The following is a 21,299-nucleotide window of genomic DNA, read 5'->3' as shown; positions in this document are numbered from 1 at the left end:
CACCCGACGACCTGGACGGCGCCGGAAACCGGGCGACGCAGCAGCACCGTCGGCTGCGTCGCGCGATCCGGGCCGAGCAGCGCGCCCGGATCACCCCCTCCTTGTTCCCTGTCGACGCGTCGGACAATCACCCTTCGGCCCGGTTGCCCAGATTCGGTGCCAGCGGGGTCAGCGACCACCGGGTCGGGTCAGGTCAGCGCAGCGAGCCGGCCAGTTCGCGGAGTTCGTTGTCCCGGGCGTCGCCCACGATGATCACCGTGCGGGTCGGTTCCAGCAGGACCAGCGCCTGCTGGTTTCCCCGGGCCGTGTAGAGCTGCCAGGTGCGCCCGGCCAGCTCGGTGGGGCCCTGCGGCTGGCCCTGACTGGTCAGCTCGGCGGGGAGCAGACGATCCGCCGGGACGCTGCTCTGCAGCAGTTGGACGCCCCGCCCCTCCGGGGTGAGATAGCCGAGTCGCAGGTTCGCACCGCCCTCGACGGTCTGGTAGCGGGCGCTGACCGTCGTCCAGTCGGAGCCGAGCCCCTGCGGCTGGCTCACCGGAAAGACGTTCGCCGAGCGGGCCTGCTCGATGGCGGGTGCCGGATCGACGGTGGTGGCCTGGTCGCCGCCGAGGAATCCCCGGTAGAACGCCAGCAGCAGCGCGATCGGGACGAGCAGCACCAGCAGCGAGATCGCCATGTCCTTCGGCGACCGCTCGGACTTGCCGGACACCGCCGGCGGCGGTGGGGTCGGATCGGTCGCGGCGGGCTCACCGCCGCGGCCGGCGGGGACGTCGGCCGGCGGCTGACCGTCGGGCGGCGTGTGGTCGGCGGGTACGCGGTCGGCTGGCTGTGCGGGTTCCACCCCGCTATCTTCGCAGCCGCCCGACCGGCGGTATCCGGGCCATCACCGCCCCGCGCCGACGCCCGGTCGGCCATCGTGTGAGGATCAGCGACAAAGCCGGCAGTGGGGGCCTCCCCGCCGCCGGTCGTCCCCGCACCGTCGCGAGGAGGAGTAGCCGTCATGACGAACACCAGGACGCGGATCCCACAGGATCTCGACCGAAACCTTGCCCTCGACCTGGTCCGGGTCACCGAGGCCGCGGCGATGGCCGCCGGCCGGTGGGTCGGTCGGGGCGACAAGGAGGGCGGCGACGGGGCCGCGGTCGACGCGATGCGCAAGCTGATCAACTCGATCCAGATGCGCGGTGTGGTGGTGATCGGCGAGGGCGAGAAGGACAACGCCCCGATGCTCTTCAACGGCGAACACGTCGGCGACGGCACGGGCCCGGAGGTGGACGTCGCCGTCGACCCGGTCGACGGCACCACCCTGATGAGCAAGGGCATGCCGAACGCCGTGGCGGTGCTCGCCGTCTCCGAGCGGGGTGCGATGTTCGACCCCAGCGCCGTGTTCTACATGGAGAAGCTCGCCGTCGGGCCCGCGTACGCCGACGTGATCGACATCAACGCCGGTGTGGCGGAGAACCTGCGCCGGATCGCCAAGGTCAAGGGCACCGACGTCTCCGAGGTGACCGTCTGCGTGCTGGACCGGAGCCGCCACGACGACCTCGTCGCGCAGATCCGCCGGACCGGGGCGGGGATCCGGTTCATCTCCGACGGTGACATCGCTGGCTCCATCGCGGCCGCCCGGGGCGAGTCGGACGTGGACGTGCTGATGGGCATCGGCGGCACCCCGGAGGGCATCATCTCCGCGTGCGCGCTGAAGTGCATGGGCGGTGCGATGCAGGCCAAGCTCTGGCCGCGCGACGAGCAGGAGCGGGAGAAGGCGATCGCCGCCGGTCACGACCTGGACCGGGTGCTGAGCACCGATGATCTGGTCACCGGCGACAACTGCTTCTTCGTGGCGACCGGGGTCACCTCCGGCGACCTGCTGCGCGGGGTGCGTTACCGGGCCGGCGGCGCGTACACCCAGTCGATCGTGATGCGCTCGAAGAGCGGCACCATCCGGGTGATCGACTCGTACCACCGCCTGGAGAAGCTGGCGCTCTACTCGGCGGTCGACTTCGATGGTCGTCCGCTGGCCGAGCAGGAGTGACAGCCGCCGACACGGCGACCCCGCAGACCCTGTCGGCCGCCCGCCGGATCACCGGCGTCGCGCTGGCGTCGGCCTCCGGGGTCGCGGTGGCGGTGCAGTCGCGCATCAACGGCGAGCTGGGGGTACGCCTCGACGACGGTTTCGCCGCCGCGGTCGTCTCGTTCGGCATCGGCCTGCTGGTGCTGCTGGTGCTGGTGCCCGCGACCCCCGGTGGTCGGCGAGGGCTGGTCGCGACGCGGAAGGCCCTGCGGACGGGCACGCTACGGCCGTGGCAGTGCCTCGGCGGGATGTGCGGGGCGTTCCTGGTGGCCACCCAGGGGCTCACCATCGGCACGTTGGGCGTGGCGGTCTTCACCGTGGCGGTGGTCGCCGGCCAGACCGGCAGCAGCCTTGCCGTGGACCGGGCCGGGATCGGGCCGACCGGCCGGCAGCCGGTCACCCGGCAGCGGCTGGCCGGCGCGGTGCTCACCGTGCTGGCGGTCGGCCTGGCGGTCGGTGACCGACTCGGCGACCCGGGCGCGTTGGCGCTGGCCCTGCTGCCGCTGCTCGCCGGGGTGGGCATCGCCTGGCAGCAGGCCGTCAACGGCCGGGTCCGGGCGGCGGCCGACAGCGCGTTGACCGCCACGCTCGTCAACTTCGCCGTCGGCACTGTCACCCTGCTCGTCGCGTTCGCGATCGACATCGCCGTACGCGGCTGGCCCGGCGGCCACCTGCCGACCGAGCCGTGGCTCTACCTGGGCGGCCCGATCGGCATCGTGTTCATCGCGATCGCCGCCGCGATCGTGCGCTTCACCGGTGTGCTGCTGCTCGGCCTGGCCACCATCGCCGGGCAGATCGTGGGTGCCGTCCTGCTGGACCTGGTCCTTCCCACGGCGGCCTCGCACCCCGGTGTGAACACCCTGCTCGGGGCGGCGCTGACCATGGTGGCCGTGCTGATCGCCGCGCTGGCGCCACCCGCCCGCCGCTGACCAGCCGCCTGCCGAGAGGTCAGCCACCTATCGGAGGGTCAGCCGCCCATCGGAGGGTCGGCCGCACCTCTGAGGTTCACTGCGGCGGCGATTGCGACGGGTACGGCGGATCAGGCACCGCCGGTGGGTGCGCAGGGTAGGGCGCAGGCGGATAGGGCCCGTACGGCGGATAGGGCGGGCGCGGCGGGTACCGGCGCTCGAACCCACGGGCCGGGTCCACCAGCCGAGCGATCCGGGTGGCCAGCAGCACGCCCGGCACCGTGGCCAGCAGGGCGAGCGCCACCGCGAACCGGGTCCGCGACGGGGTGCCGTACAGCCAACCGACCAGCGGCAGCCCAGCCAGGAGCGCGGTGAGCAGGAGCCCGGTGAGCACCCACCTGATCCAGCGCCGCAGAGCGCCCTGGTAGGAAGCTCGAACGATCATGGCCACCGCGGTGAGGACGCCCACCGCCAGCACGAACGGCACGGCCATGAACGCCAGGGTGTCGTCGTCGCGCCCCCAGGCCGCGGCCAACACGATCCCCGCGACCAGCATCGACGCACTGCTGACGATCCCCCACCAGCGTGGACCTCCACCACGGCGGATCGCGAGATGACCGGCGAGCGCGGCGACCGCGCAGCCGAGAGTCAGCGCCAGCGCGACGACGAGCAACAGGTCCATCTGGCGGTCGCCGGGTCCGCCACCGCCCAGCCGGGGCGGTTCGTTCCACGACGTGCCGAGCTGCCCCTCCTCGAAGAGGAACCCGTCGCGCTGCCACCCACCGTCGGGCAGGCGGCGCAGAAACCCGTCCCGCCCGTTGGCGACCAGCACCTCGTGACCACCCCCGGCGTGGGGATAGACGACCAGATCGCGGGAGGCGAAGTGCCGCTGGACATCGCCCGGGTTCGGCGACCGGCGGGCCAACTCCTCCCGCTGCCCGTCGGGCACCTCCCAGGCCACCCGCCAGGTCGCACCGGCGTCGTCACTCTCCTCGACCCGTAGGTGCCCGGTGACGATCCGGTAGCAACGCCGGGGCTCGTCCGAAGCGCACGCCTGCTGCTGCCCGACCTCCTGGCGGGACAGTCGCCGCTGCTCATCCTCCGTGACCGGCCGCCAGGTGGTCGCGCCGTCCTCGCTGACCGACCACTGCCCGTCCAACGGGCTGGCCGGCCAGTCCGACGTGCTGTAGCCGCTGCCGACCGAGATCGCCGGGTGGCCGTCGAGGGTCGCGGTGCCCACTGCGTACGGATAGTAGATCGGGCTGGTCGCTGCCACCGCCAACACCGCCGGTGGCAGCACCACCAGCAGCCGGACCAGCCGTGCGGTCCGTTGGCGCACCGGGCGGCGACGTGACCGCGTCCAACTCCACCAGGCCAGGCCGAGCGCCGGCAGGGTGAGCAGGTCGGTCCAGTCGGCCCGGACCAGCGACGGCCCGGCCAGCACGGTCCAGGCCGAGGAGGCGAGTTCGGCGGCGTACCCGCTGGATTTGACGACCGCGAACCCGGCGCCCACCGCGACCAGGCCGGCCACCGCGGCGGCCCGGGACGGCAGCCGTGGCACCAGGAGGGTCAGCATCACCGCGACCAGCGGCGGGGCGAGCACCAGGCCGGCGACGTCGCTCAGCTTGCCGGTCACCAGGCCGGGGAAGGCCGTCTTCAGCACATGGTCGTTGACCAGCAGCAGGACCAGCGCGAACAGGGTGGCGGGGTGGCAGAGCCAGGACAGCGTGGTGGGCGCGCCGTCCTGCGGTGTCTCGGAACCCGTCATCCACTCAGGATCCGGTCGACCCGTCTCGATCCGGACTCAGGTCGGTCTGGGTCCGATACCGACGCTCAGCCGGCGTCGGAGGAGTGCCCGGGGAAGAGGTGTGCGCTCGGGTCGATGGCCACGGCCGCGTTGTTGACCGCCGTCGCCGCCTCACCGAAGCCGGTGGCGATCAGCCGGACCTTGCCCGGGTATTCGGTGATGTCACCCGCCGCGAAGACCCGGGGCAGGTTGGTGGCCATCGCGCTGTCGACCAGGATGTGCCGGCGGTCCAGCCGTAGCCCCCACTCGGCGAGCGGGCCCAGGTCGGCGGTGAAGCCGAGAGCGGCCACCACGATGTCCACCGGCAACGTCTCGGTCGCGCCGCCGCGCACGGTGACCTCGGCACCGGTCACGGTGCCGTCCCCGAGCAGCCTGGTGACCTCGGCATTGACCACCACCCGCACCGGCAGGGAGAGCACCCGGGCGACCGTCGAGGCGTGGGCCCGGAACTTCTCCCGGCGGTGCACCAGGGTCACCGACCGGGCCAGTGGTTGCAGCGCCAGCGCCCAGTCGAAGGCGGAGTCGCCGCCACCGACGATCAGCACGTCCCGATCGGTCAGCTCGGTCGGCTCGGTCACGAAGTAGACGATCCCCGAGCCGGGGGCGCCGTCGGCGCACGGCAACGGCCGAGGGCTGAAGCTGCCGAGCCCGCCGGTGACCACGATCGCGCCGCACGCGAGCTGCTCGCCACCGGCCAGGCCGAGCACCGGGCGACCGTCGGTGTACGCGAGCTTCTCCGCCCGGGTGCCGAGCAGGTACTGCGGACCGAACGGGGCTGCCTGGGCCACCAGGTTGGCCACCAGATCGCGGCCCTTGACCGCAGGGAAGCCAGCGACGTCGAGGATCAGCTTCTCCGGGTACATGGCGGTGACCTGACCGCCCGGCTCGGGCAACGCGTCGATCACCGCCACCGACAGCCCTCGGAACCCGGCGTAGTACGCGGCGAAGAGACCGGCCGGACCGGCCCCGATCACGGCGACATCGACCTCGCGCATGGCGTACCGTCGCTTTCCGCTCACGGATCAACGCGTGCTGATCTCGACCGTAAGCGGGCGGCGACGGTCGGGCAAGCACGTCCCAGAGGCGCGCCGGAGAATCGCCTCAGGGCAGGCTGAGCGTGGAGCCCGAGTAGTCCGGGCCGTCCACGGCGGGTCGCCGCCGACGGAACAGGATCGCCGCCACCACCCCGCCGAGCAGGCCGAACAGGTGCCCCTGCCAGGAGATCCGCTCGTCGGTGGGGAGGATGCCGACCAGCTGCCAGCCGTAGAGCAGACCGACCAGGAGGAAGACCGCGAAGTTCCACCAGCTGCGCTCGACGATGCCCCGGGTGAGCAGGATGCCCAGGTAGCCGAAGATGACGCCGCTGGCGCCGACAACCACCGAGTTGGGTGAGCCGGTGAACCACACGCCGAGCCCGCTTACCAGGATGATGACCAGGGTCGACCAGAGGAACCGGCGGGCGCCGGCGGCGAGGACGAAGGTGCCCAGCAGGATCAGCGGGATGCTGTTGCTGTAGAGGTGGTCGAAGCCGTGGTGCAGGAACGGGGAGAAGAAGACCCCGTCCAGCCCGTCGATGCGCTGCGGGATGATGCCGGCGGTGGCGTCCAGTCCGAACGCGAGCCCTTGGTCGACGGCCTCGATGAGAAAGAGGAACGGAACCACCGCGCACATGGCGACGAACGCCCGGCCGAGCGCGGCGTAGAACGCCTCGGTGCCGAACCGGTAGGGGTCGCCGCTTGACGGGTGCAGGGTCACTCCACAACTGCTATCAGCAAAAGCGGCCGACCGCCACTCACGTCCCGTCCGGAGTACGCGAAGGCGGGGCGAGTGGAGAGCCACCTGCCCCGCCTTCGAGAGCCGTCAGTAGTGCCCGTTGTTCTGGAAGTAGGTCCAGGCGCCGCAGGGCGTCTTGTACCTGCCCTTGATGTAGCCCAGCCCCCACTTGATCTGCGTGGCCGGGTTGGTCCGCCAGTCGGACGCGACGGAGCCCATCTTGCTGCCCGGCAGAGACTGCGGGATGCCGTACGCACCGGACGAGGAGTTGCTGGCCTTGTGGTTCCAGCCGCTCTCCTTGGTCCAGAGCTTCTCCAGGCAGGGGAACTCGGCGATGCCGAAACCCGCGCTGATCATCAGGGCGCAGCCGGTCTTGCGGTTGCCGCTGTACTCGGCGCAGGACGCCGGGATCGGCCCGTCGTACGGCTTGGCGGGCGCGTTGGCGGCGGCGCGCTCGCGCTTACGGGACGCCGCGGCGGCTTCGGCCCTACGGGCCCGCTCGGCGGCTTCCTTGGCGGCCTGCGCGGCCCGCAGCTTGGCCTGGTACTCGGCGGCCCGCTGCTTGGAGAACTGCACCTGGTGGGCGGCCTGCCGCTCGCGCTGGTACGCGAGGTCGGCCCGGTCGACCTCGAGACTGACCTGCTCGGTCAGACCCTGTTGCTGGGTTTCCCGGTCTTCGCCCAGGTAGAAGCCACCGGCAACGCCCACGGAGAGCAGCGCTACAGCAGCCGTACGGGCGCCCAACCGGCTCCACAGCCGACTCACGAAGTGGTCCCTTCGTCGGGAGCAAGGACGTGGCGCGGCGCAGACCACAGGTGGGCCGTCAGCCGTGCCACGAGCGCCCCGACCGGTTGCCGGTCGCACCGACGCACCGACCTTCGCCGATGCCGTCCGTCTCGGGACGAACGATCGCCAACGATTCCGGTGGTGCATGGACGCTCGTGGGACACGATTGCGCACAGTGAGGCTGATGGGAAACCAACCAGGCCGTTTGTGATCTGCGCCACACCGAAAATGCGGACAAAAGCCCGCATAACACCCGTCAGATCGGGATGTCCTCCAGGAGGTCCGTGACCATAGCGGCGATCGGCGACCGCTCCGAACGGCTGAGGGTGACGTGCGCGAAGAGCGGATGGCCCTTGAGCGCTTCGATGACAGCCGTCACCCCGTCGTGCCGGCCGACCCGCAGATTGTCCCGCTGGGCCACGTCGTGGGTGAGCACCACCCGGGAGCCCTGCCCGATCCGGGACAGCACTGTCAACAGCACCCCCCGCTCCAGCGACTGCGCCTCGTCCACGATCACGTAGGCGTCGTGCAGGCTGCGCCCGCGGATGTGGGTCAGCGGCAGCACCTCCAGGATGCCCCGCGAGGTGACCTCCTCCAGCACGTTCTCGTGCACCACCGCGCCGAGCGTGTCGAAGACCGCCTGGGCCCACGGCGACATCTTCTCCGACTCCGAGCCCGGCAGGTAGCCCAACTCCTGGCCACCGACGGCGTACAGCGGGCGGAACACGATCACCTTCTTGTGCCGGCGGCGCTCCATCACCGCCTCCAGCCCGGCGCAGAGCGCCAGTGCCGACTTGCCGGTGCCGGCCCGGCCACCCAGCGAGACGATCCCGATCGACTCGTCCAACAGCAGGTCGAGAGCGATCCGCTGCTCGGCCGAGCGGCCGTGCAGCCCGAACGCCTCCCGGTCGCCCCGGACCAGACGCACCGACTTGTCCGGCAGCACCCGACCGAGCGCGGAGCCACGCCCGGAGTGCAGCACCAGACCGGTGTGGCAGGGCAGCCCGGCCGCCTCGTCGAGGTCGAGCGTCTCGCCGGCGTACAGCTGGCCGATCTGCTCCTCGCTCAACTCCATCTCCGACATGCCGGTCCAGGTCGGGTCGCTGGCCTGGCCGTGGCGGTACTCGTCGGCACGCAGACCCACCGAGGCCGCCTTGACCCGCAACGGCATGTCCTTGCTGACCAGGGTCACCTCCCGCCCCTCGGCGGCGAGGTTGAGCGCGACGGAGAGGATCCGGGCGTCATTGCTCTCGGTGCGGAACCCGGGCGGCAGGACGCCGTCGTCGGTGTGGTTGAGCTCCACCCGCAGGGTGCCGCCGACGTCGTTGGCGGGCACCGGGCGGTCGAGTCGGCCGTGCCGAACCCGCAGGTCGTCGAGCATCCGCAGCGACTGCCGGGCGAACCAGCCCAGCTCCGGATGGTGCCGCTTGCCTTCCAGCTCGGTGATGACCACCAGAGGTAGCACCACCTCGTGCTCCGCGAACCGGTGGAACGCCGCCGGATCGGAGAGAAGCACCGACGTGTCCAGGACAAAGGCCTGGCCGGCTGGTCGTGGCTCCTTGGGGTCGGCCGGCGCGGCGGCCGCCGAACGGCGGCTCCTGGTGGCTCGGCGGGGCGTGGCAGTCGCGGCCGGGGTCTGGTCGGCACCGGCGATGGTACGGCGAGTCGTCACAGGCCTGCTCCGACGGATGGGCACCCGCCACCCGTGTTCCGCCTCCTCCGGTGCCCGGGGACACGGGGTCGGATGCGGAACCCCATGCGCGAGGTCGCAGATCCGGGCGGACCGGCTGGCTCGGGAGAACCCCGTGCCATGCCTAGACGCTAGCCCCGCCGGACCTTCCCGGCTAGAGGCCGAACGTGGATCTCCCAAGACGCGCTCATGAACAGCGCTCCGTCGACGCCCGCACCAGCCGAAAGGCATTGTCGCGGACGCGGCGGAACCGGCCGGGATGCATGCCCCCTGCGCGCATCCCGGCCGGTGGGGCCACCGTCACCGGTCTGACGTGGCCCCGACGGTGCGTGTCCGCCGCGGACGACGCACCGCGTTCGTGGCGCCGGTCGGCGGGGTAGCCCCGCCGACCGACCTCAACCGGTACGTCGGACGAGCGTGCCGGTCGGGTGCCGCCCGGTGATCGGGGCGGCCGGCGCGCTGAACGACGAGCCGGTGTACGTGGTGCCGGGGCGTTCGACAGCACCGGCGGAGCGGACCACGCCCGCGGGCGAGACCGACAGGGCCGAGGCGATCGCCGCCTGGGCGTCCCGACGACGCCGGTTCCAGGCGCCCCGGTCACCGTCGAAGTAGCCCTGCCGGTAACCGAAGCGGTAGCCGATGCGGTAGCTGAGCTGCCCGTGCAGCCGGCCGGCCGCGTAACTGGTGGCACCGAGCACCAGGACGAGGAACACCGCGAGAAACGGGCTCATCGGGCAACTCCGGCCCAGCCGGGACGCCAGGTCATCGCTCCTCCGGCTCGATCGTGGTGGGGTCGGCGACGAGCAGCCGGTCCAGGTCGTCGGTGCTGACCTCCTCGACCAACTCGACGCTGATCCGGCAGCCGTCCAGCACGACTTCGGCCACCGAGGACCGGCGGATCTCGCCGCCGGCGTCGTAGACCCGGACGCTCAGCTCCGGGCAGCCGAGATGGGTACGCCAGGCGTTCCACTCGGCACGATCACCGACGCTCAGCGACAGGTAGCGGCAGCCTCGGGCCAGGTAGAGGCGCCAGGGGGCGGTCAGCCCTGCGGCGACCCCCTCGGCGATCAGCCCGAAGGCCTGGGCGCGGGTGGCGAGCTCGGTCACCACGACCCCCTGGAACCGGGGGCGTGACGCATGTGAGCACCAATCGTCTCATGCACGTGACACACCGTAGATTGTCCCATGGGCGTGACAGTATCAGCTTTTCGTCCGCTTACGTTTGCCACTACGTTCATCTATTCTGCCCGCGTGACACCCCTCAACAGTGGCACTGACTCGTTTACCGGAAATCCGAACTCCTCGTCACGTCTGCGTGACAGTGGCGAGCCGGGGCACGCAACCGCGGCCGGCTGGCCGTACCGTCACGGAGTGACCGAGACGGCCAATGCGCGGAAGATCGCCTTCGCCACCTTCGTCCGGCGGGCTCTGGACGAGGCGCGGGCAACCCGAGCCTGGAGCGGCACCGAGGTGTCCCGGCGCACCGGCGTCTCCCGGCAGACCATCAACCGCTGGGTCCGGGGCGACTGGGCCAGCGACCCGGAGGCCGAGCGGGTGGTCGCCTTCTGCGAGGGCCTGGGGTTGAACCCGGCCGCCGCCTTCGCGGCGCTCGGCTGGGACCGCGCCGCGGCCGGCCCCCGCACCGGCCAGGCCGCCCCTCCGATGGACCCCGACGTGGAGGCGCTGCTACGCCGTCTGGTCGATCCGCAGGTGTCGGACGCGGAGAAGTTCCACATCCGCGAAACCATTAGATACCTCGCATACCGCCCAACGTTGCCGGTCGATGTCCGAAAAAGGGGCAATCAGGCAGGCTAGTTCCTCAGATAGCGAAAGAACGCCTGGTCAGGTTCATTCGTTTGCCTCCGGGGCTGGAACGGGCACGCTAGCGTCCCTATTCGTACTGCTTGGGCTCGTCATCGGCGGGGGGACGGGACAAGGCCGAACCCAGCCCTGCGGGACAGAAGGAGGGGTCTGTCCATGACCCTGAAGTGGTTGGCAGTCGTGGTCGCAACGGTGTCGGTGACACTGTGGGCGACCGGCAACACAGTGACCCTGGCGGTCGACGGCGGGCAGCTGCCGCTGCTCGTCAACCTCTTTGCGCTCATCACCGCCGGCACCGCGGTCGTTCTGGCCGTCGTCGCCGAGCTGCACGAGCGTCTGAACAACCGAATCAGCGCGCTCACCGAGTTCCTGGTGGCCCGGCTCAACGAGATCGAGAACCACACCGGCGATCGCAACACCGGGTTCGTGGAGGGCTACCTGTTGAGCCACGGCCAGGAGGCGGCAGTGGTGCCGTTCGGCAGGCGCGGACGAGGAGCCGCCGAACGCTGATCGCGTAACCGCTCAATGGGTCCGCTCGGCCAGGAATGAGCCTGGATCGCCGGGGTACGCTGACGCGCGTGCCGCCGTTGAATCTGGGCAATCAGCAGCCGAGAACCCCGTTGAACGCCGACCAGGCCTGGCGGATAACCGCCAGCCGGGCGGCCGGGACCGTGCTCTTCTTCGACTTCGACGGCACGCTCGCGCCCGTCGACGACGATCCGACCGCGGTACGCCCGGCTCCCAAGGCGCTTGCCGCGATCGAGGCGCTCGCCCCGGTCGTGCAGCGGGTCGCGATCGTCTCCGCCCGACCTGTCGAGTTCCTTCGGGATCAGCTCGGCGGGCTCGCTGGCGTGGACCTCTACGGCCTGTACGGGCTGGAGCACAGCCACTCCGGCGGGGAGACAGTCACCGAACCGGCCGCGCTGCCCTGGGTGCCGACCATGGCGGAGCTGGCCGACCTGGCTCGGGCGGAGCTGCCGCCCGGCACGCTCGTGGAGTACAAGCGGCTCTCGGTCGCGCTGCACTGGCGTACCGCCCCGCAACTCGGCGCGACCGTGCAGCAGTGGGGGCAGGCGCAGGCCGACCGTCTGGGGTTGCGCTCGCAGGCCGGGCGGATGGTGCTGGAGCTCAAGCCACCGGTCGACCGGGACAAGGGCATGGTGATCGGCGAGGCGATCAAGGGTGCCACCGGCGCCTGGTACTTCGGCGACGACGTCTCCGACATCAAGGCCTTCGCCGCCCTGCGCGCTCGCGCCGCCGCCGACCCGGACTTCCTCGGCGTCTGCGTGGCGGTGGCCAACCCGGAGACCGGACACGAGGTGGCCAACGCCGCCGACCTGACCATCGAGTCGCCGGCCGCCCTGGGCGACTTCCTCACCCGGGCACTGACCCACCTGCCCTGACCTGACCTGACCGAGCGGCGACCGACGACGTCGCCGCCGGGTCAGGCGCCGTAGCGGCGTTGTCTGGTGGCGTACGAGCGCAGGGCCCGCAGGAAGTCGATGTGCCGGAAATCCGGCCAGTTGAGCTCGCAGAAGTAGAACTCCGAGTGCGCGGACTGCCAGAGCATGAAACCGGACAGCCGCTGCTCGCCGCTGGTGCGGATGACCAGGTCCGGGTCGGGCTGGCCCCGGGTGTAGAGGTGCTCGGCGATGTGCTCGACGTCCAGCACCTCGGCCAACTCCTCGAGCGTGCCCCCGGTGGCGGCGTGCTCCAGCAGCAGCGAACGGACCGCGTCGGTGATCTCCCGGCGACCGCCGTAGCCAACCGCGATGTTGACCTCCGCACCGCCGGTGCGCTCGCGGGTGCGCTCCTCGGCGCCCTTGAGCGCCGCCGCGGTCTGCGCCGGCAGCAGGTCGAGCGCCCCGACGATGCGCAGCCGCCAGGGGTTGCCCTCCTCGGAGAGCTCCACCACCAGATCCTCAATGATCTTGAGGAGCGGGTCCAGCTCAGCGGCCGGACGGCGCAGGTTGTCGGTGGCCAGCAGGTAGAGGGTCACGTGCCCGACGCCGGCCTGGTCACACCAGCCGAGGACATGCTTGATCTTCGCCGCGCCGACCCGGTGCCCGTCGTTCGGGTCGACGAAGCCCATTTCCCTCGCCCATCGGCGGTTGCCGTCGCACATCACCCCGACATGCCGGGGCACCGGCTTACCCGCGAGCTTCGCCGTGAGCCGGCGCTCGTACACGGAGTAGATAAGGTTCCGCAGCGTCATCACCTAGCAGCGTAGCGACCCTTCAGCCGGTTCACTGCCTCGGAGCCCCATCCCCGCCGCCCAGACCGGCGCCGATCAGTGCGAGCGTACGAGCGGTGAGGCGTCCGTCACCCAGTCCCAACTCGACCACGTCGTAGAAGACCCGGTCGTCCCGACGGGCGGCCCGGACCGCCGCGTCCACCACCCGACGTCGCCGGGCCAGCCAGGCCGCGACCGAACTGTGCCGCAGGTGGGTGCCGAGGCGGCGACGCAACCCGTCGGCGTAGCGGCCAGCCGCGCCCTCGGGCGACCGGGCCGCCGCCGACCCGGCGAGCGCGCCGGAGAGCAACGCGTAGAAGATCCCCTCCCCGGTGAACGGATTGATCAGTGACAGCGCGTCCCCGGCCAGCAGCGTGCGCCCTCGCCCCGGCGACGGCCGGTGCGTGGAGAGCGGCAGATGGTGGGCGCGCAACGCGGTCACGGTCGCCAGATCGGTGCCGGGCAGCAGCGCGGCCAGTCGGTCCAGCAGATACGCGCGGCTCAGCGGCTCACCGCGCAGGACCTCCCCGTACCCGACGTTCGCCCGTCCGTCGCCGATCGGGAACGACCAGGCGTACGCCGGCCAGCGCGCCTTCGAGGTGACGATGAGCTGCTCGGACGGGCCGGGCAGAGCCGGGGCGTACCCCCGGATGGCCAGCGCGAGATGCCGGTCGGGGTTCTGCGGGTGGCCGAGCGCCCGACGTACCACCGAGCCGGCGCCGTCCGCGCCGATCACCACCCGGCCGGACACCTGCCCGTCGAGCACCACCCGGTCGGCGCGCGGCTCGACCTGGCGCACGGTGTGCCGTCGCAGCTGCGCGCCGGCGGCCACCGCGGCCGCCACCAGCCGCGCGTCGAAGACCTCCCGGGGCACTGTGTACGCGGGTCGGGGCAGTGCCCGAGCCACCGCACCGCCGCCCGGCGAGATCATGCGTAACGCCGGCAGCGGGGCGTAACCCGCCACCGCCTCGGTCACCCCCAGCTCGGCGAGCACGTCCACCGAGTGCGCGGCGATCCCGTCACCACATGCCTTGTCCCGGGGAAAGTCGGCCCGGTCCAGCAGCAGCACGCTGGCACCGGCCCGGCGCGCCGTCAGCGCGGCTGCCGCCCCGGCCGGCCCCGCCCCCACCACCACCACGTCGAACTCGTCGCCCACCGCGCGCCTCCCTCCGGCCGACGCGACTGCTCCCGCACCGCCCCTACGATCCACCTGGCCGACGTCGACCGTTGTGACCGACGCCACCTCGCCATCCTGCCCCCTGCCGGCTCGCACGGGCCGCTCCCGCACAGCGCCGCCCGGCCCCATGTGGTCGATCATGGAGTTGTGGTGGGTCACGGAAGCGGCAAACCGGAGTGCACCGGGCACCACAACTCCATGATCGACGGGGTTAGGCCGGGGTGGGGTCTTCGGTGCGGGCGGCGCGGCGGAGGCCGTAGAGGGCCAGGCCGGCGGCAGCTAGCAGCGGGGCGCCGTCGCGGATCAGGCCGTCCACGCCCAGCAGCCACCAGCACAGCGGCAGATCCACGGCGAGTACGGCGACCGTGACCACGACCAGCAGGCCACGCGCCCAGTCCTTGCCCCGCATCAGGAACGCGGTGCAGAACAGCACCGCGTAGCTGGCCGTGATGCCGGCACCGAACCAGAACAGCACGGCCGGCAGGGCGGTCGGTCGACCATCCAGGATGGAACCTCCGGCCACCAGGGCCGGCACCAGCATCAGCGGGCTGTAGGTGAAGGCCGCCACCCGGCTGGTCAACAACCAGGCGCTGGCCTGGGGTCGGCGCGGAGGGGTCTCCCGCCAGGAAATGCCGTCCCGGTCGATGACGAGGCGTGGACGGTGCCGGACCAGGTGCCCGGCCAACGCCGACGAGCGGTAGAGCAACCAGACCACCGCGACGCAGAGCGCCGTGAGAATGGCGAAGCCGAGCAGGCCGGGCAGTGGCGGCACCCCCTGCCGGGGCACGATGAGCCGGCCGACCGCGAAGATCGTGGTGACCGCGAGGATCAGCCCGAACGGGCGGGCCACCGTACGACCCCGTCGCACATGCCCGATCAGCAGCAGGAAGCCGAACGAGCGCAGCATGGCCCAGCCGGTCCGTACGGCCAGCCCGAAACCCTGCTCCGGGGCGTACCACCAGTTGAGCAGCTCGACCACGACGGTGGCCGCCGCCGTCGTCGCCAGCAGGGTGGTGAGCACCCGGACGGCGGACGGCCGCCGGACCTGGGTCTCGGCGGCCGTCCTCATGAAATCCGATGTTGCCCGCGAAGGCTCTCGTTCACACCTACCGCTGCGGTTGCGCGGCGTCCAGACGGGCGCGCAGCGCGTCCAACTCGGCCCAGAGCACGCCGGGCAGCTTGTCACCGAACTTCTCGAACCACTCGGTGATCATCGGCAGCTCGTTACGCCACTCGTCCGGGTCGACCTTGAGCGCGATCCGAACATCCTCCGGGGTCATGTCCAGGCCCTCGACGTCCAGGGCGTCCGGCGCGGGAACCATGCCGACCGGGGTCTCCACCGCGTCGGCCGTGCCCTCGATCCGCTCGACGACCCACTTGAGCACCCGGGAGTTCTCCCCGAAGCCCGGCCAGAGGAACGAGCCGTCCGGGTCCTTGCGGAACCAGTTGACGTAGTAGATCTTCGGCAGCTTCGCCTCGTCGCCGTCGGTGCCCTTACCCATCTCGATCCAGTGCCGGAAGTAGTCGCCGGCGTGGTAGCCGATGAACGGCAGCATCGCCATCGGGTCCCGCCGGACCACGCCGACGGCACCGGACGCGGCGGCGGTCGTCTCCGAGGAGAGCGTGGCGCCCATGTAGACGCCGTGCACCCAGTCGCGGGCCTCGGTCACCAGCGGGACGGTGTCCTTGCGGCGTCCGCCGAAGAGGATCGCGTCGATCGGCACGCCGTTCGGGTCGAAGTACTCGTCGGCGAGGATCGGGCACTGGGTGATCGGGGTGCAGAACCGGCTGTTCGCGTGGGAGGACAGGCTGTCGCTCTCCGGCGTCCAGTCGTTGCCCTTCCAGTCGATCAGGTGCGCCGGCGGCTCGCCCATGCCTTCCCACCAGACGTCCCCGTCATCGGTGAGGCCGACGTTGGTGAAGACGGAGTTGCCCCGGTCCAGGGTGCGCATGGCGTTGGCGTTGGTCTTCCAGTCGGTGCCGGGCGCGACGCCGAACAGGCCGTACTCGGGGTTGACCGCGTAGAGGCGGCCGTCCGGGCCGAATCGCATCCAGGCGATGTCGTCGCCGATGGTCTCGACCTTCCAGCCCGGAATCGTCGGCTCCACCATGGCGAGGTTGGTCTTGCCGCAGGCCGACGGGAACGCGCCGGCGATGTGGTAGACCCGACCCTCCGGGGAAGTGATCTTGAGGATCAGCATGTGCTCGGCGAGCCAGCCCTCGTCCCGGCCCATCACGCTGGCGATCCGCAGCGAGTAGCACTTCTTGCCCAGCAGCGAGTTGCCGCCGTAACCCGAGCCGTACGACCAGATCTCCCGGCTCTCCGGGAAGTGCGAGATGTACTTGGTGTCGTTGCAGGGCCAGGCGACATCCTGCTGGCCGGGGGCGAGCGGGGCGCCGATCGAGTGCAGCGCGTGCACGAAGTCCGCGTCGTCGCCCATGGCCTCGAGGACCCGGGTGCCCATCCGCGTCATGATGCGCATCGAGGCGACCACGTACGGACTGTCGGTGATCTCGACACCGAACATCGGGGACTCGGCCTCGACCGGGCCCATGACGAACGGGATGACGTACATGGTGCGACCGCGCATGGAGCCCCGGTACAAGTCCGTCATCGTCCGCTTCATCTCGGCCGGCGCCATCCAGTTGTTGGTGGGGCCGGCGTCCGCCTCGTCGACGGAACAGATGTAGGTGCGCTCCTCGACCCGGGCGACGTCCGTCGGGTCGGTGCGCGCGTAGAACGAGTTGGGCTTCTTCTCGGGGTTGAGCCGGATCAGGGTGCCGGCCTCGACCAGCTCATCGGTGAGGCGGCGCCACTCCTCGTCGGACCCGTCCACCCAGACGACACGGTCGGGGGTGGTCAGTTCCGCGACCTCACGGACCCAGGCGAGCAGTTTCGGATGGGACGTCGGGGCCTGATCAATACCCCGCACAACAGCCGGAGCAACCATGACACATCTCCTTGTGGTCGACGCTGACCGATCTATGGGATGCACGAGACTCGGCGGCGCGATGCGTCGCCTTCGTGGAAACCTGGGATTGGCCTCAGCGTAAACCGGGCAGCCTTCCGAGTCAGTGGGACAGGTTGTGAAGAACTGCACAAGCTACGGCCTCGCTGCGGCATCACGAGCTGATACCCGCTTTCCCGCGCAGTTTCACGCAAATCTTGTTTTGCACCCCGGCGGACGCTTGTTGCGGTCGGGCCGTGGACCTGCCCCGCCGACCGGTGCGGTGATTCCCGTTCCACGGCGGCTCAGTCCTCCCAATTGGCTACGCTCTGTGCAGTGGTTACGCACGCGGCGCTGGGCCCATCCGGGAGACCACGCCCGCTTGCCGTTGCTACCCCTCTGACTGGCCGGCAGCCGGTAGGCTCCCTCCGTGGCCGCCACGATGACCGGGGAACAACCGGGCCCCCGGCAGACCCGACGGGGTCTCGTCGGCATGCTTCTCGACCGCTTCGGTCACCTCATTCGCGAGATGAGCAAGTTCGCCACAGTGGGCGGCTTCGCCTTCCTCGTCGACTTCGCGCTCTTCAACTACCTGACGAGCAAGCACGGCGTCGAAGAGCTGACGGCGAAGACGATCTCCACCGTGATCGCCGCGTCCGTCGCCTTCGTGGGCAACCGGTTCTGGACCTGGCGGCACCGCCAGCGCAACAACGCGGCCCGCGAGTACGCGCTCTTCTTCTTCTTCAACGCGGTCGGTCTCGGCATCACGGTGGCCTGCCTCGCGCTCAGCCGCTACGGGCTCGGCGCCATCTGGCCGGCGGTGTTCCAGACGCGCCTGGCGGACAACCTCGCCAGCTACATCGTCGGCACGGGGTTCGCCACGCTGTTTCGATTCTGGTCGTACCGGCGGTTCGTCTTCGTCGAAGCGGGAACCCCGACCCTTCCGCAGGTGAATCCCGACCGTGACCACGGGGCGTGACCTGCCGCCCATCTCGTTCGGCCGGTGATCGCCGGCCGCACCGACTGCCCTAAGGTGTTTCGCATGCGTCTTGTCCGCCTGCTGCCTGAGCGCTGGCAGAAGTTCATCCACGAGGCGCTCAAGTTCGGCATCGTCGGCGGCATCAACACCGTCATCAATTACGCGGTGTTCAATGCCCTTGCACTGACCGTTTTCGTCAATGGTCAGTTGAAGGCGACCGTGATCGCGACCATCGTCGCCACCATCACGTCGTACCTCATGAATCGGCACTGGACGTACCGCGATCGCCCGAAATCGGCGCTTCGCCGGGAATACCTCCTTTTCTTCCTTTTCAACGGCGCTGGCCTGCTCATTGAACTCGGCGCCGTCGCGGCGGCCAAGTACGGCCTGGGCGTACACGGCCTGCTGGCGCTGAATCTGGCCAAGACCGTCGGCGTCATGCTGGCCACGCTGTTCCGGTTCTGGTCATACCGCACCTTCGTCTTCCAACCCGTCGCACCGGCCGAGGACGAGGCCGCGAAGCCCGATTCCACCTGGCACGACATTCCGCGCGACGAGTGGGACACCATGGCGGAGATGGACCCGGTCGCCGAGTTGGCGGAATCCGTGTCCGAGCTGGAGGAGGCGGAGGCCGCGCAACGCCTCGACTCCCCGCCCGGCGCACCCACTCAGGGTCGGCCCCAGCGGCTGAGCGTCAGCCCCGCCGTCGACCTGGACGCGGAACTCGCCGCGGAGCTTCACGTCAGCACCCGCCGCGCGCCCCGCCGGTGACGACGCCCGACGCCCGCTCCGGCACGGGGCGACCGGCCGAGCTGTTCTTCGAGGATCTCGTCCCGGGGCTCACCGTCGACCTGGGCGTGGTCACCGTGGACGCCGACGAGATGGTCGCCTTCGCCCGCCGCTTCGACCCGCAGTGGTACCACGTCGACCCCGACCTGGCCGCCGCGAGCCGACACGGCGGCCTGATCGCCAGCGGCTTCTACACGGTCAGCCTGTTCATGCGCGCGTACGTCGACCACCTGCTGTCCCGGGCCGCCGCGGACGCGTCCCCCGGCCTGGAGGAGCTGCGCTGGCTCGCGCCCGTGCGGGCCGGCGACCGGCTCGCGGTCCGGGTCGACGTGATGGGCGCCCGGCCGTCGACCGCCCGCCCCGGGCTCGGCACCGTGAGCCTCACCGGCACCATGCTGCGCCTCGGCCCGGACGACCGGCCCGAGCAGGAGGTGCTGCGGACCCGCTTCCGTGGCTGGTTCGCCGTGCGACCGGCCGAGGCCGACCCCGCCGAAGCCGAAGCCCCCAAAGCCGCCCCGACCGACGCGGACCAGCCCGGCGTTGACCAGCCCGGCGTTGACCAGCCCGGCGTTGACCAGCCCGGAGTCGACCAGCCCGACAGCGACCTGACCGCAGCGGACCCGTCCACCGTCGGGTCGTCCGACGGCAACCCGACGGAGAGCAGCGGCTCACCCGAGGCTCAACGACCCGACTGACCCGCCCCCGACAGCGCGGCAGGGACGGGTCCCAACCGTCCGGTTCAGGTGGTGGTGTCGCGCAGCGGCTTGCCGTCCTGCATGTCGGCGAGCATGTCGCGCATCTCGCCATCGCCCAGCGAGTGCTTGTCGTGCTGTGCCTCGACCAGCTCGTACAGGGTGGTCTGCACCTTGCCGACGTCCGGCACGTCGGCGAGCACCGACTGGCCACGCTCACCGGCCGACTCGATGGTGAGCGTCCCGCAGCCGAGCAGGCGCTCGACGAAACGCTGGTTCATCGAGTGGTCGTTGACCCGGGCGAGCGGGAGGTCCCGCCGGTCGCGGGAGAACACACCCTGCTGGAGCAGGACTCGCTCGTTCGTGAACAGGTAGTGGGTGGTGCGCCAGACCAGGAACGGCCACAGGCCGAGCCAGAGCACCGCGACCAGGGCGATCGCCCCGATCACGGCCAGCGCGATCGAACCGCCGCCACTCTCGGGCAACAGGAGCACGCCGACCACCACCGCGGCGATGGCCAGCACCAGCACCGCGATCGGCCGGATCAGCGCCTTCCAGTGCGGGTGCAGGTGCAGCACGACGTGCTCGTCCTCGGTGAGCACGTCTTCAGGAAACGCCACGGGAACCTCCAACGCGATTTTCTGGACGCGCAGACGGTAAACCCCCCAAGCCCCACCACGACATCCGCCGCGCGGTCCCACTCGGCTCTTCGTGATCTTGCCTGTTCTCAGCGGAGGTGCAGGACGTCGCCGGCGGCCAGGGTTCGGGCGCCGGTGGACGTGGTGACCATCAGTTGGCCGTCCGGGTCCACCCCGGTGGCGGTGCCGGTCAGGGAGTCGCCGCTGGGGAGCAGGACGCGTACCTCACGGCCGATCGTCGCGCAGGCCGCCAGGTAGGCGTCGCGCAGGCCGCTGGCCACCGCGTCGCCGCCCGCCGAACGCCAACGGTCGTACCAGTCGGCGACCGCCCGCAGCAGCGCCCGCAGCAGCGGATCCCGATCGGTGGCCACCGCGCCGGCCAGCTGGAGCGAGGTGGCCGGCAGCCCGGTCGGATTCACCGGCAGCTCGTCGGCGCGCAGCGTCACGTTGAGCCCGATGCCCAGCACGATGGCCGGCGGTTGGTCCGGCGCACGTCCGGGCACCGCCTCGGCCAGCACGCCCGCGCACTTCGCGTCGTCGATCAGCAGGTCGTTCGGCCACTTGAGGGTGGCCTCCAGCTCGGCCAGCCGGGCCACCGCCTCGACCAGCGCCACGCCGGCCAGCAACGGCAGCCACCCGTACCCCGTGGGTGTCGCCGGCAGCCAGCCGCGCTCCGGCACGGCCTCGCCGGGCCGCAGCAGCACGCTCGTCGCGATGCCGGCCCGCGCCGGCGACTGCCAGACCCGACCGCGCCGGCCCCGCCCCGCGGTCTGCCGCTCAGCGACCACGACCAGACCCTCGGGCTCGTCGGCCCGGGCGGCCTCGGCCACGTCGGCGTTGGTGGAGCCGGTCTCGGCACGCAGCTCCAGCCGGGCCCACGGCCCGTTCGGCGCGATCAACGCGCGGCGCAGCCGGGCCGCCGACAGCGGCGGCCGGTCCAGATCGGTGTACGGGGAGCCCGACATTCCGCCAGCCTACGGCGGTGCT

Annotated in this window: 22 protein-coding genes; 8 read left to right on the top strand and 14 right to left on the bottom strand. The window is 71.1% G+C overall.

Going from position 1 to position 21,299, the window contains the following annotated elements:
• Window positions 1-193: 193 nt before the first annotated feature.
• A complete protein-coding gene (locus tag ACQRWP_RS32550; protein WP_430499975.1) occupies window positions 194-841 on the bottom strand; it encodes a DUF4245 domain-containing protein in 648 nt (215 codons plus the stop codon).
• 159 nt (window positions 842-1,000) lie between these two features.
• Between ACQRWP_RS32550 and glpX the strand changes: the two genes are divergently transcribed.
• Both glpX and ACQRWP_RS32540 read left to right on the top strand, forming a co-directional pair.
• The gene (gene glpX / locus ACQRWP_RS32545) at window positions 1,001-2,032 is read left to right on the top strand and encodes a class II fructose-bisphosphatase (protein WP_430499974.1); all 1,032 of its coding nucleotides are present in this window, start codon (window positions 1,001-1,003) and stop codon (window positions 2,030-2,032) included.
• A complete protein-coding gene (locus ACQRWP_RS32540; protein WP_430499973.1) occupies window positions 2,029-3,000 on the top strand; it encodes a DMT family transporter in 972 nt (323 codons plus the stop codon). The genes glpX and ACQRWP_RS32540 overlap by 4 nt, the downstream gene beginning before the upstream one ends.
• A gap of 76 nt (window positions 3,001-3,076) precedes the next feature.
• Here the strand turns inward: ACQRWP_RS32540 and ACQRWP_RS32535 are convergent, their stop codons facing one another.
• The 7 genes from ACQRWP_RS32535 to ACQRWP_RS32505 all read right to left on the bottom strand — a co-directional run bounded on the left by ACQRWP_RS32535 (window position 3,077) and on the right by ACQRWP_RS32505 (window position 10,142).
• Window positions 3,077-4,747: a hypothetical protein gene (locus ACQRWP_RS32535; RefSeq protein WP_430499972.1), complete on the bottom strand. Its 1,671-nt coding sequence runs from the start codon at window positions 4,745-4,747 to the stop codon at window positions 3,077-3,079.
• 65 nt (window positions 4,748-4,812) lie between these two features.
• Window positions 4,813-5,781, bottom strand: a complete 969-nt coding sequence (locus ACQRWP_RS32530; RefSeq protein WP_430503361.1) for an NAD(P)/FAD-dependent oxidoreductase — start codon at window positions 5,779-5,781, stop codon at window positions 4,813-4,815.
• A 106-nt stretch (window positions 5,782-5,887) separates the two neighbouring features.
• Entirely contained in the window at window positions 5,888-6,541 is a 654-nt protein-coding gene (locus ACQRWP_RS32525; protein WP_238679720.1) for a rhomboid family intramembrane serine protease, read from the bottom strand.
• 105 nt (window positions 6,542-6,646) lie between these two features.
• Window positions 6,647-7,324, bottom strand: a complete 678-nt coding sequence (locus ACQRWP_RS32520) for a lytic transglycosylase domain-containing protein (protein ID WP_430499971.1) — start codon at window positions 7,322-7,324, stop codon at window positions 6,647-6,649.
• Between the two features lie 277 nt (window positions 7,325-7,601).
• A complete protein-coding gene (locus tag ACQRWP_RS32515; protein WP_238666702.1) occupies window positions 7,602-9,017 on the bottom strand; it encodes a PhoH family protein in 1,416 nt (471 codons plus the stop codon).
• Between the two features lie 413 nt (window positions 9,018-9,430).
• Window positions 9,431-9,766 carry a hypothetical protein gene (locus ACQRWP_RS32510; protein WP_091394339.1) on the bottom strand — a complete coding sequence of 112 codons (336 nt, stop codon included), beginning with the start codon at window positions 9,764-9,766 and terminating at the stop codon, window positions 9,431-9,433.
• Between the two features lie 31 nt (window positions 9,767-9,797).
• Complete coding sequence (locus ACQRWP_RS32505) at window positions 9,798-10,142, bottom strand: hypothetical protein (RefSeq protein ID WP_030328857.1); 345 nt, start codon at window positions 10,140-10,142, stop codon at window positions 9,798-9,800.
• A 264-nt stretch (window positions 10,143-10,406) separates the two neighbouring features.
• Between ACQRWP_RS32505 and ACQRWP_RS32500 the strand changes: the two genes are divergently transcribed.
• The 3 genes from ACQRWP_RS32500 to otsB all read left to right on the top strand — a co-directional run bounded on the left by ACQRWP_RS32500 (window position 10,407) and on the right by otsB (window position 12,259).
• A complete protein-coding gene (locus ACQRWP_RS32500; RefSeq protein WP_091394342.1) occupies window positions 10,407-10,850 on the top strand; it encodes an XRE family transcriptional regulator in 444 nt (147 codons plus the stop codon).
• A gap of 162 nt (window positions 10,851-11,012) precedes the next feature.
• Entirely contained in the window at window positions 11,013-11,366 is a 354-nt protein-coding gene (locus ACQRWP_RS32495; protein ID WP_091394345.1) for a hypothetical protein, read from the top strand.
• 68 nt (window positions 11,367-11,434) lie between these two features.
• Window positions 11,435-12,259, top strand: coding sequence for a trehalose-phosphatase (otsB, locus tag ACQRWP_RS32490; protein ID WP_430499970.1), 825 nt, complete (start codon window positions 11,435-11,437; stop codon window positions 12,257-12,259).
• Between the two features lie 41 nt (window positions 12,260-12,300).
• Here the strand turns inward: otsB and ACQRWP_RS32485 are convergent, their stop codons facing one another.
• The 4 genes from ACQRWP_RS32485 to ACQRWP_RS32470 all read right to left on the bottom strand — a co-directional run bounded on the left by ACQRWP_RS32485 (window position 12,301) and on the right by ACQRWP_RS32470 (window position 17,217).
• Window positions 12,301-13,071 carry an isoprenyl transferase gene (locus ACQRWP_RS32485; RefSeq protein WP_396705928.1) on the bottom strand — a complete coding sequence of 257 codons (771 nt, stop codon included), beginning with the start codon at window positions 13,069-13,071 and terminating at the stop codon, window positions 12,301-12,303.
• Window positions 13,072-13,102: 31 nt separating this feature from the next.
• Window positions 13,103-14,245: a geranylgeranyl reductase family protein gene (locus ACQRWP_RS32480; RefSeq protein WP_091394351.1), complete on the bottom strand. Its 1,143-nt coding sequence runs from the start codon at window positions 14,243-14,245 to the stop codon at window positions 13,103-13,105.
• Window positions 14,246-14,477: 232 nt separating this feature from the next.
• On the bottom strand, window positions 14,478-15,335 hold the full coding sequence (locus ACQRWP_RS32475; protein WP_430499969.1) for a hypothetical protein: 858 nt from the start codon (window positions 15,333-15,335) through the stop codon (window positions 14,478-14,480).
• A 37-nt stretch (window positions 15,336-15,372) separates the two neighbouring features.
• A complete protein-coding gene (locus ACQRWP_RS32470; protein ID WP_430499968.1) occupies window positions 15,373-17,217 on the bottom strand; it encodes a phosphoenolpyruvate carboxykinase (GTP) in 1,845 nt (614 codons plus the stop codon).
• A gap of 439 nt (window positions 17,218-17,656) precedes the next feature.
• Here ACQRWP_RS32470 and ACQRWP_RS32465 point away from each other — a divergent pair, with 439 nt between their 5' ends.
• The 3 genes from ACQRWP_RS32465 (at window position 17,657) to ACQRWP_RS32455 (ending at window position 19,677) form a co-directional block, all read left to right on the top strand.
• Window positions 17,657-18,193, top strand: a complete 537-nt coding sequence (locus ACQRWP_RS32465; protein ID WP_430503360.1) for a GtrA family protein — start codon at window positions 17,657-17,659, stop codon at window positions 18,191-18,193.
• A 63-nt stretch (window positions 18,194-18,256) separates the two neighbouring features.
• A complete protein-coding gene (locus ACQRWP_RS32460; protein ID WP_430499967.1) occupies window positions 18,257-18,964 on the top strand; it encodes a GtrA family protein in 708 nt (235 codons plus the stop codon).
• Entirely contained in the window at window positions 18,961-19,677 is a 717-nt protein-coding gene (locus ACQRWP_RS32455) for a MaoC/PaaZ C-terminal domain-containing protein (protein ID WP_430499966.1), read from the top strand. The genes ACQRWP_RS32460 and ACQRWP_RS32455 overlap by 4 nt, the downstream gene beginning before the upstream one ends.
• 44 nt (window positions 19,678-19,721) lie before the next feature.
• Here the strand turns inward: ACQRWP_RS32455 and ACQRWP_RS32450 are convergent, their stop codons facing one another.
• Both ACQRWP_RS32450 and ACQRWP_RS32445 read right to left on the bottom strand, forming a co-directional pair.
• Window positions 19,722-20,294 carry a PH domain-containing protein gene (locus ACQRWP_RS32450; RefSeq protein ID WP_210784420.1) on the bottom strand — a complete coding sequence of 191 codons (573 nt, stop codon included), beginning with the start codon at window positions 20,292-20,294 and terminating at the stop codon, window positions 19,722-19,724.
• A 107-nt stretch (window positions 20,295-20,401) separates the two neighbouring features.
• Entirely contained in the window at window positions 20,402-21,277 is an 876-nt protein-coding gene (locus ACQRWP_RS32445) for a biotin--[acetyl-CoA-carboxylase] ligase (RefSeq protein ID WP_430499965.1), read from the bottom strand.
• Between the last annotated feature and the right edge of the window lie 22 nt (window positions 21,278-21,299).

Origin of the sequence: Micromonospora trifolii (assembly GCF_050516465.1) — a bacterium.
Classification (GTDB): domain Bacteria; phylum Actinomycetota; class Actinomycetes; order Mycobacteriales; family Micromonosporaceae; genus Micromonospora; species Micromonospora trifolii.
Note: the sequence above shows the minus strand (reverse complement) of the source record. Positions and strands in the feature narration are given on the sequence as shown.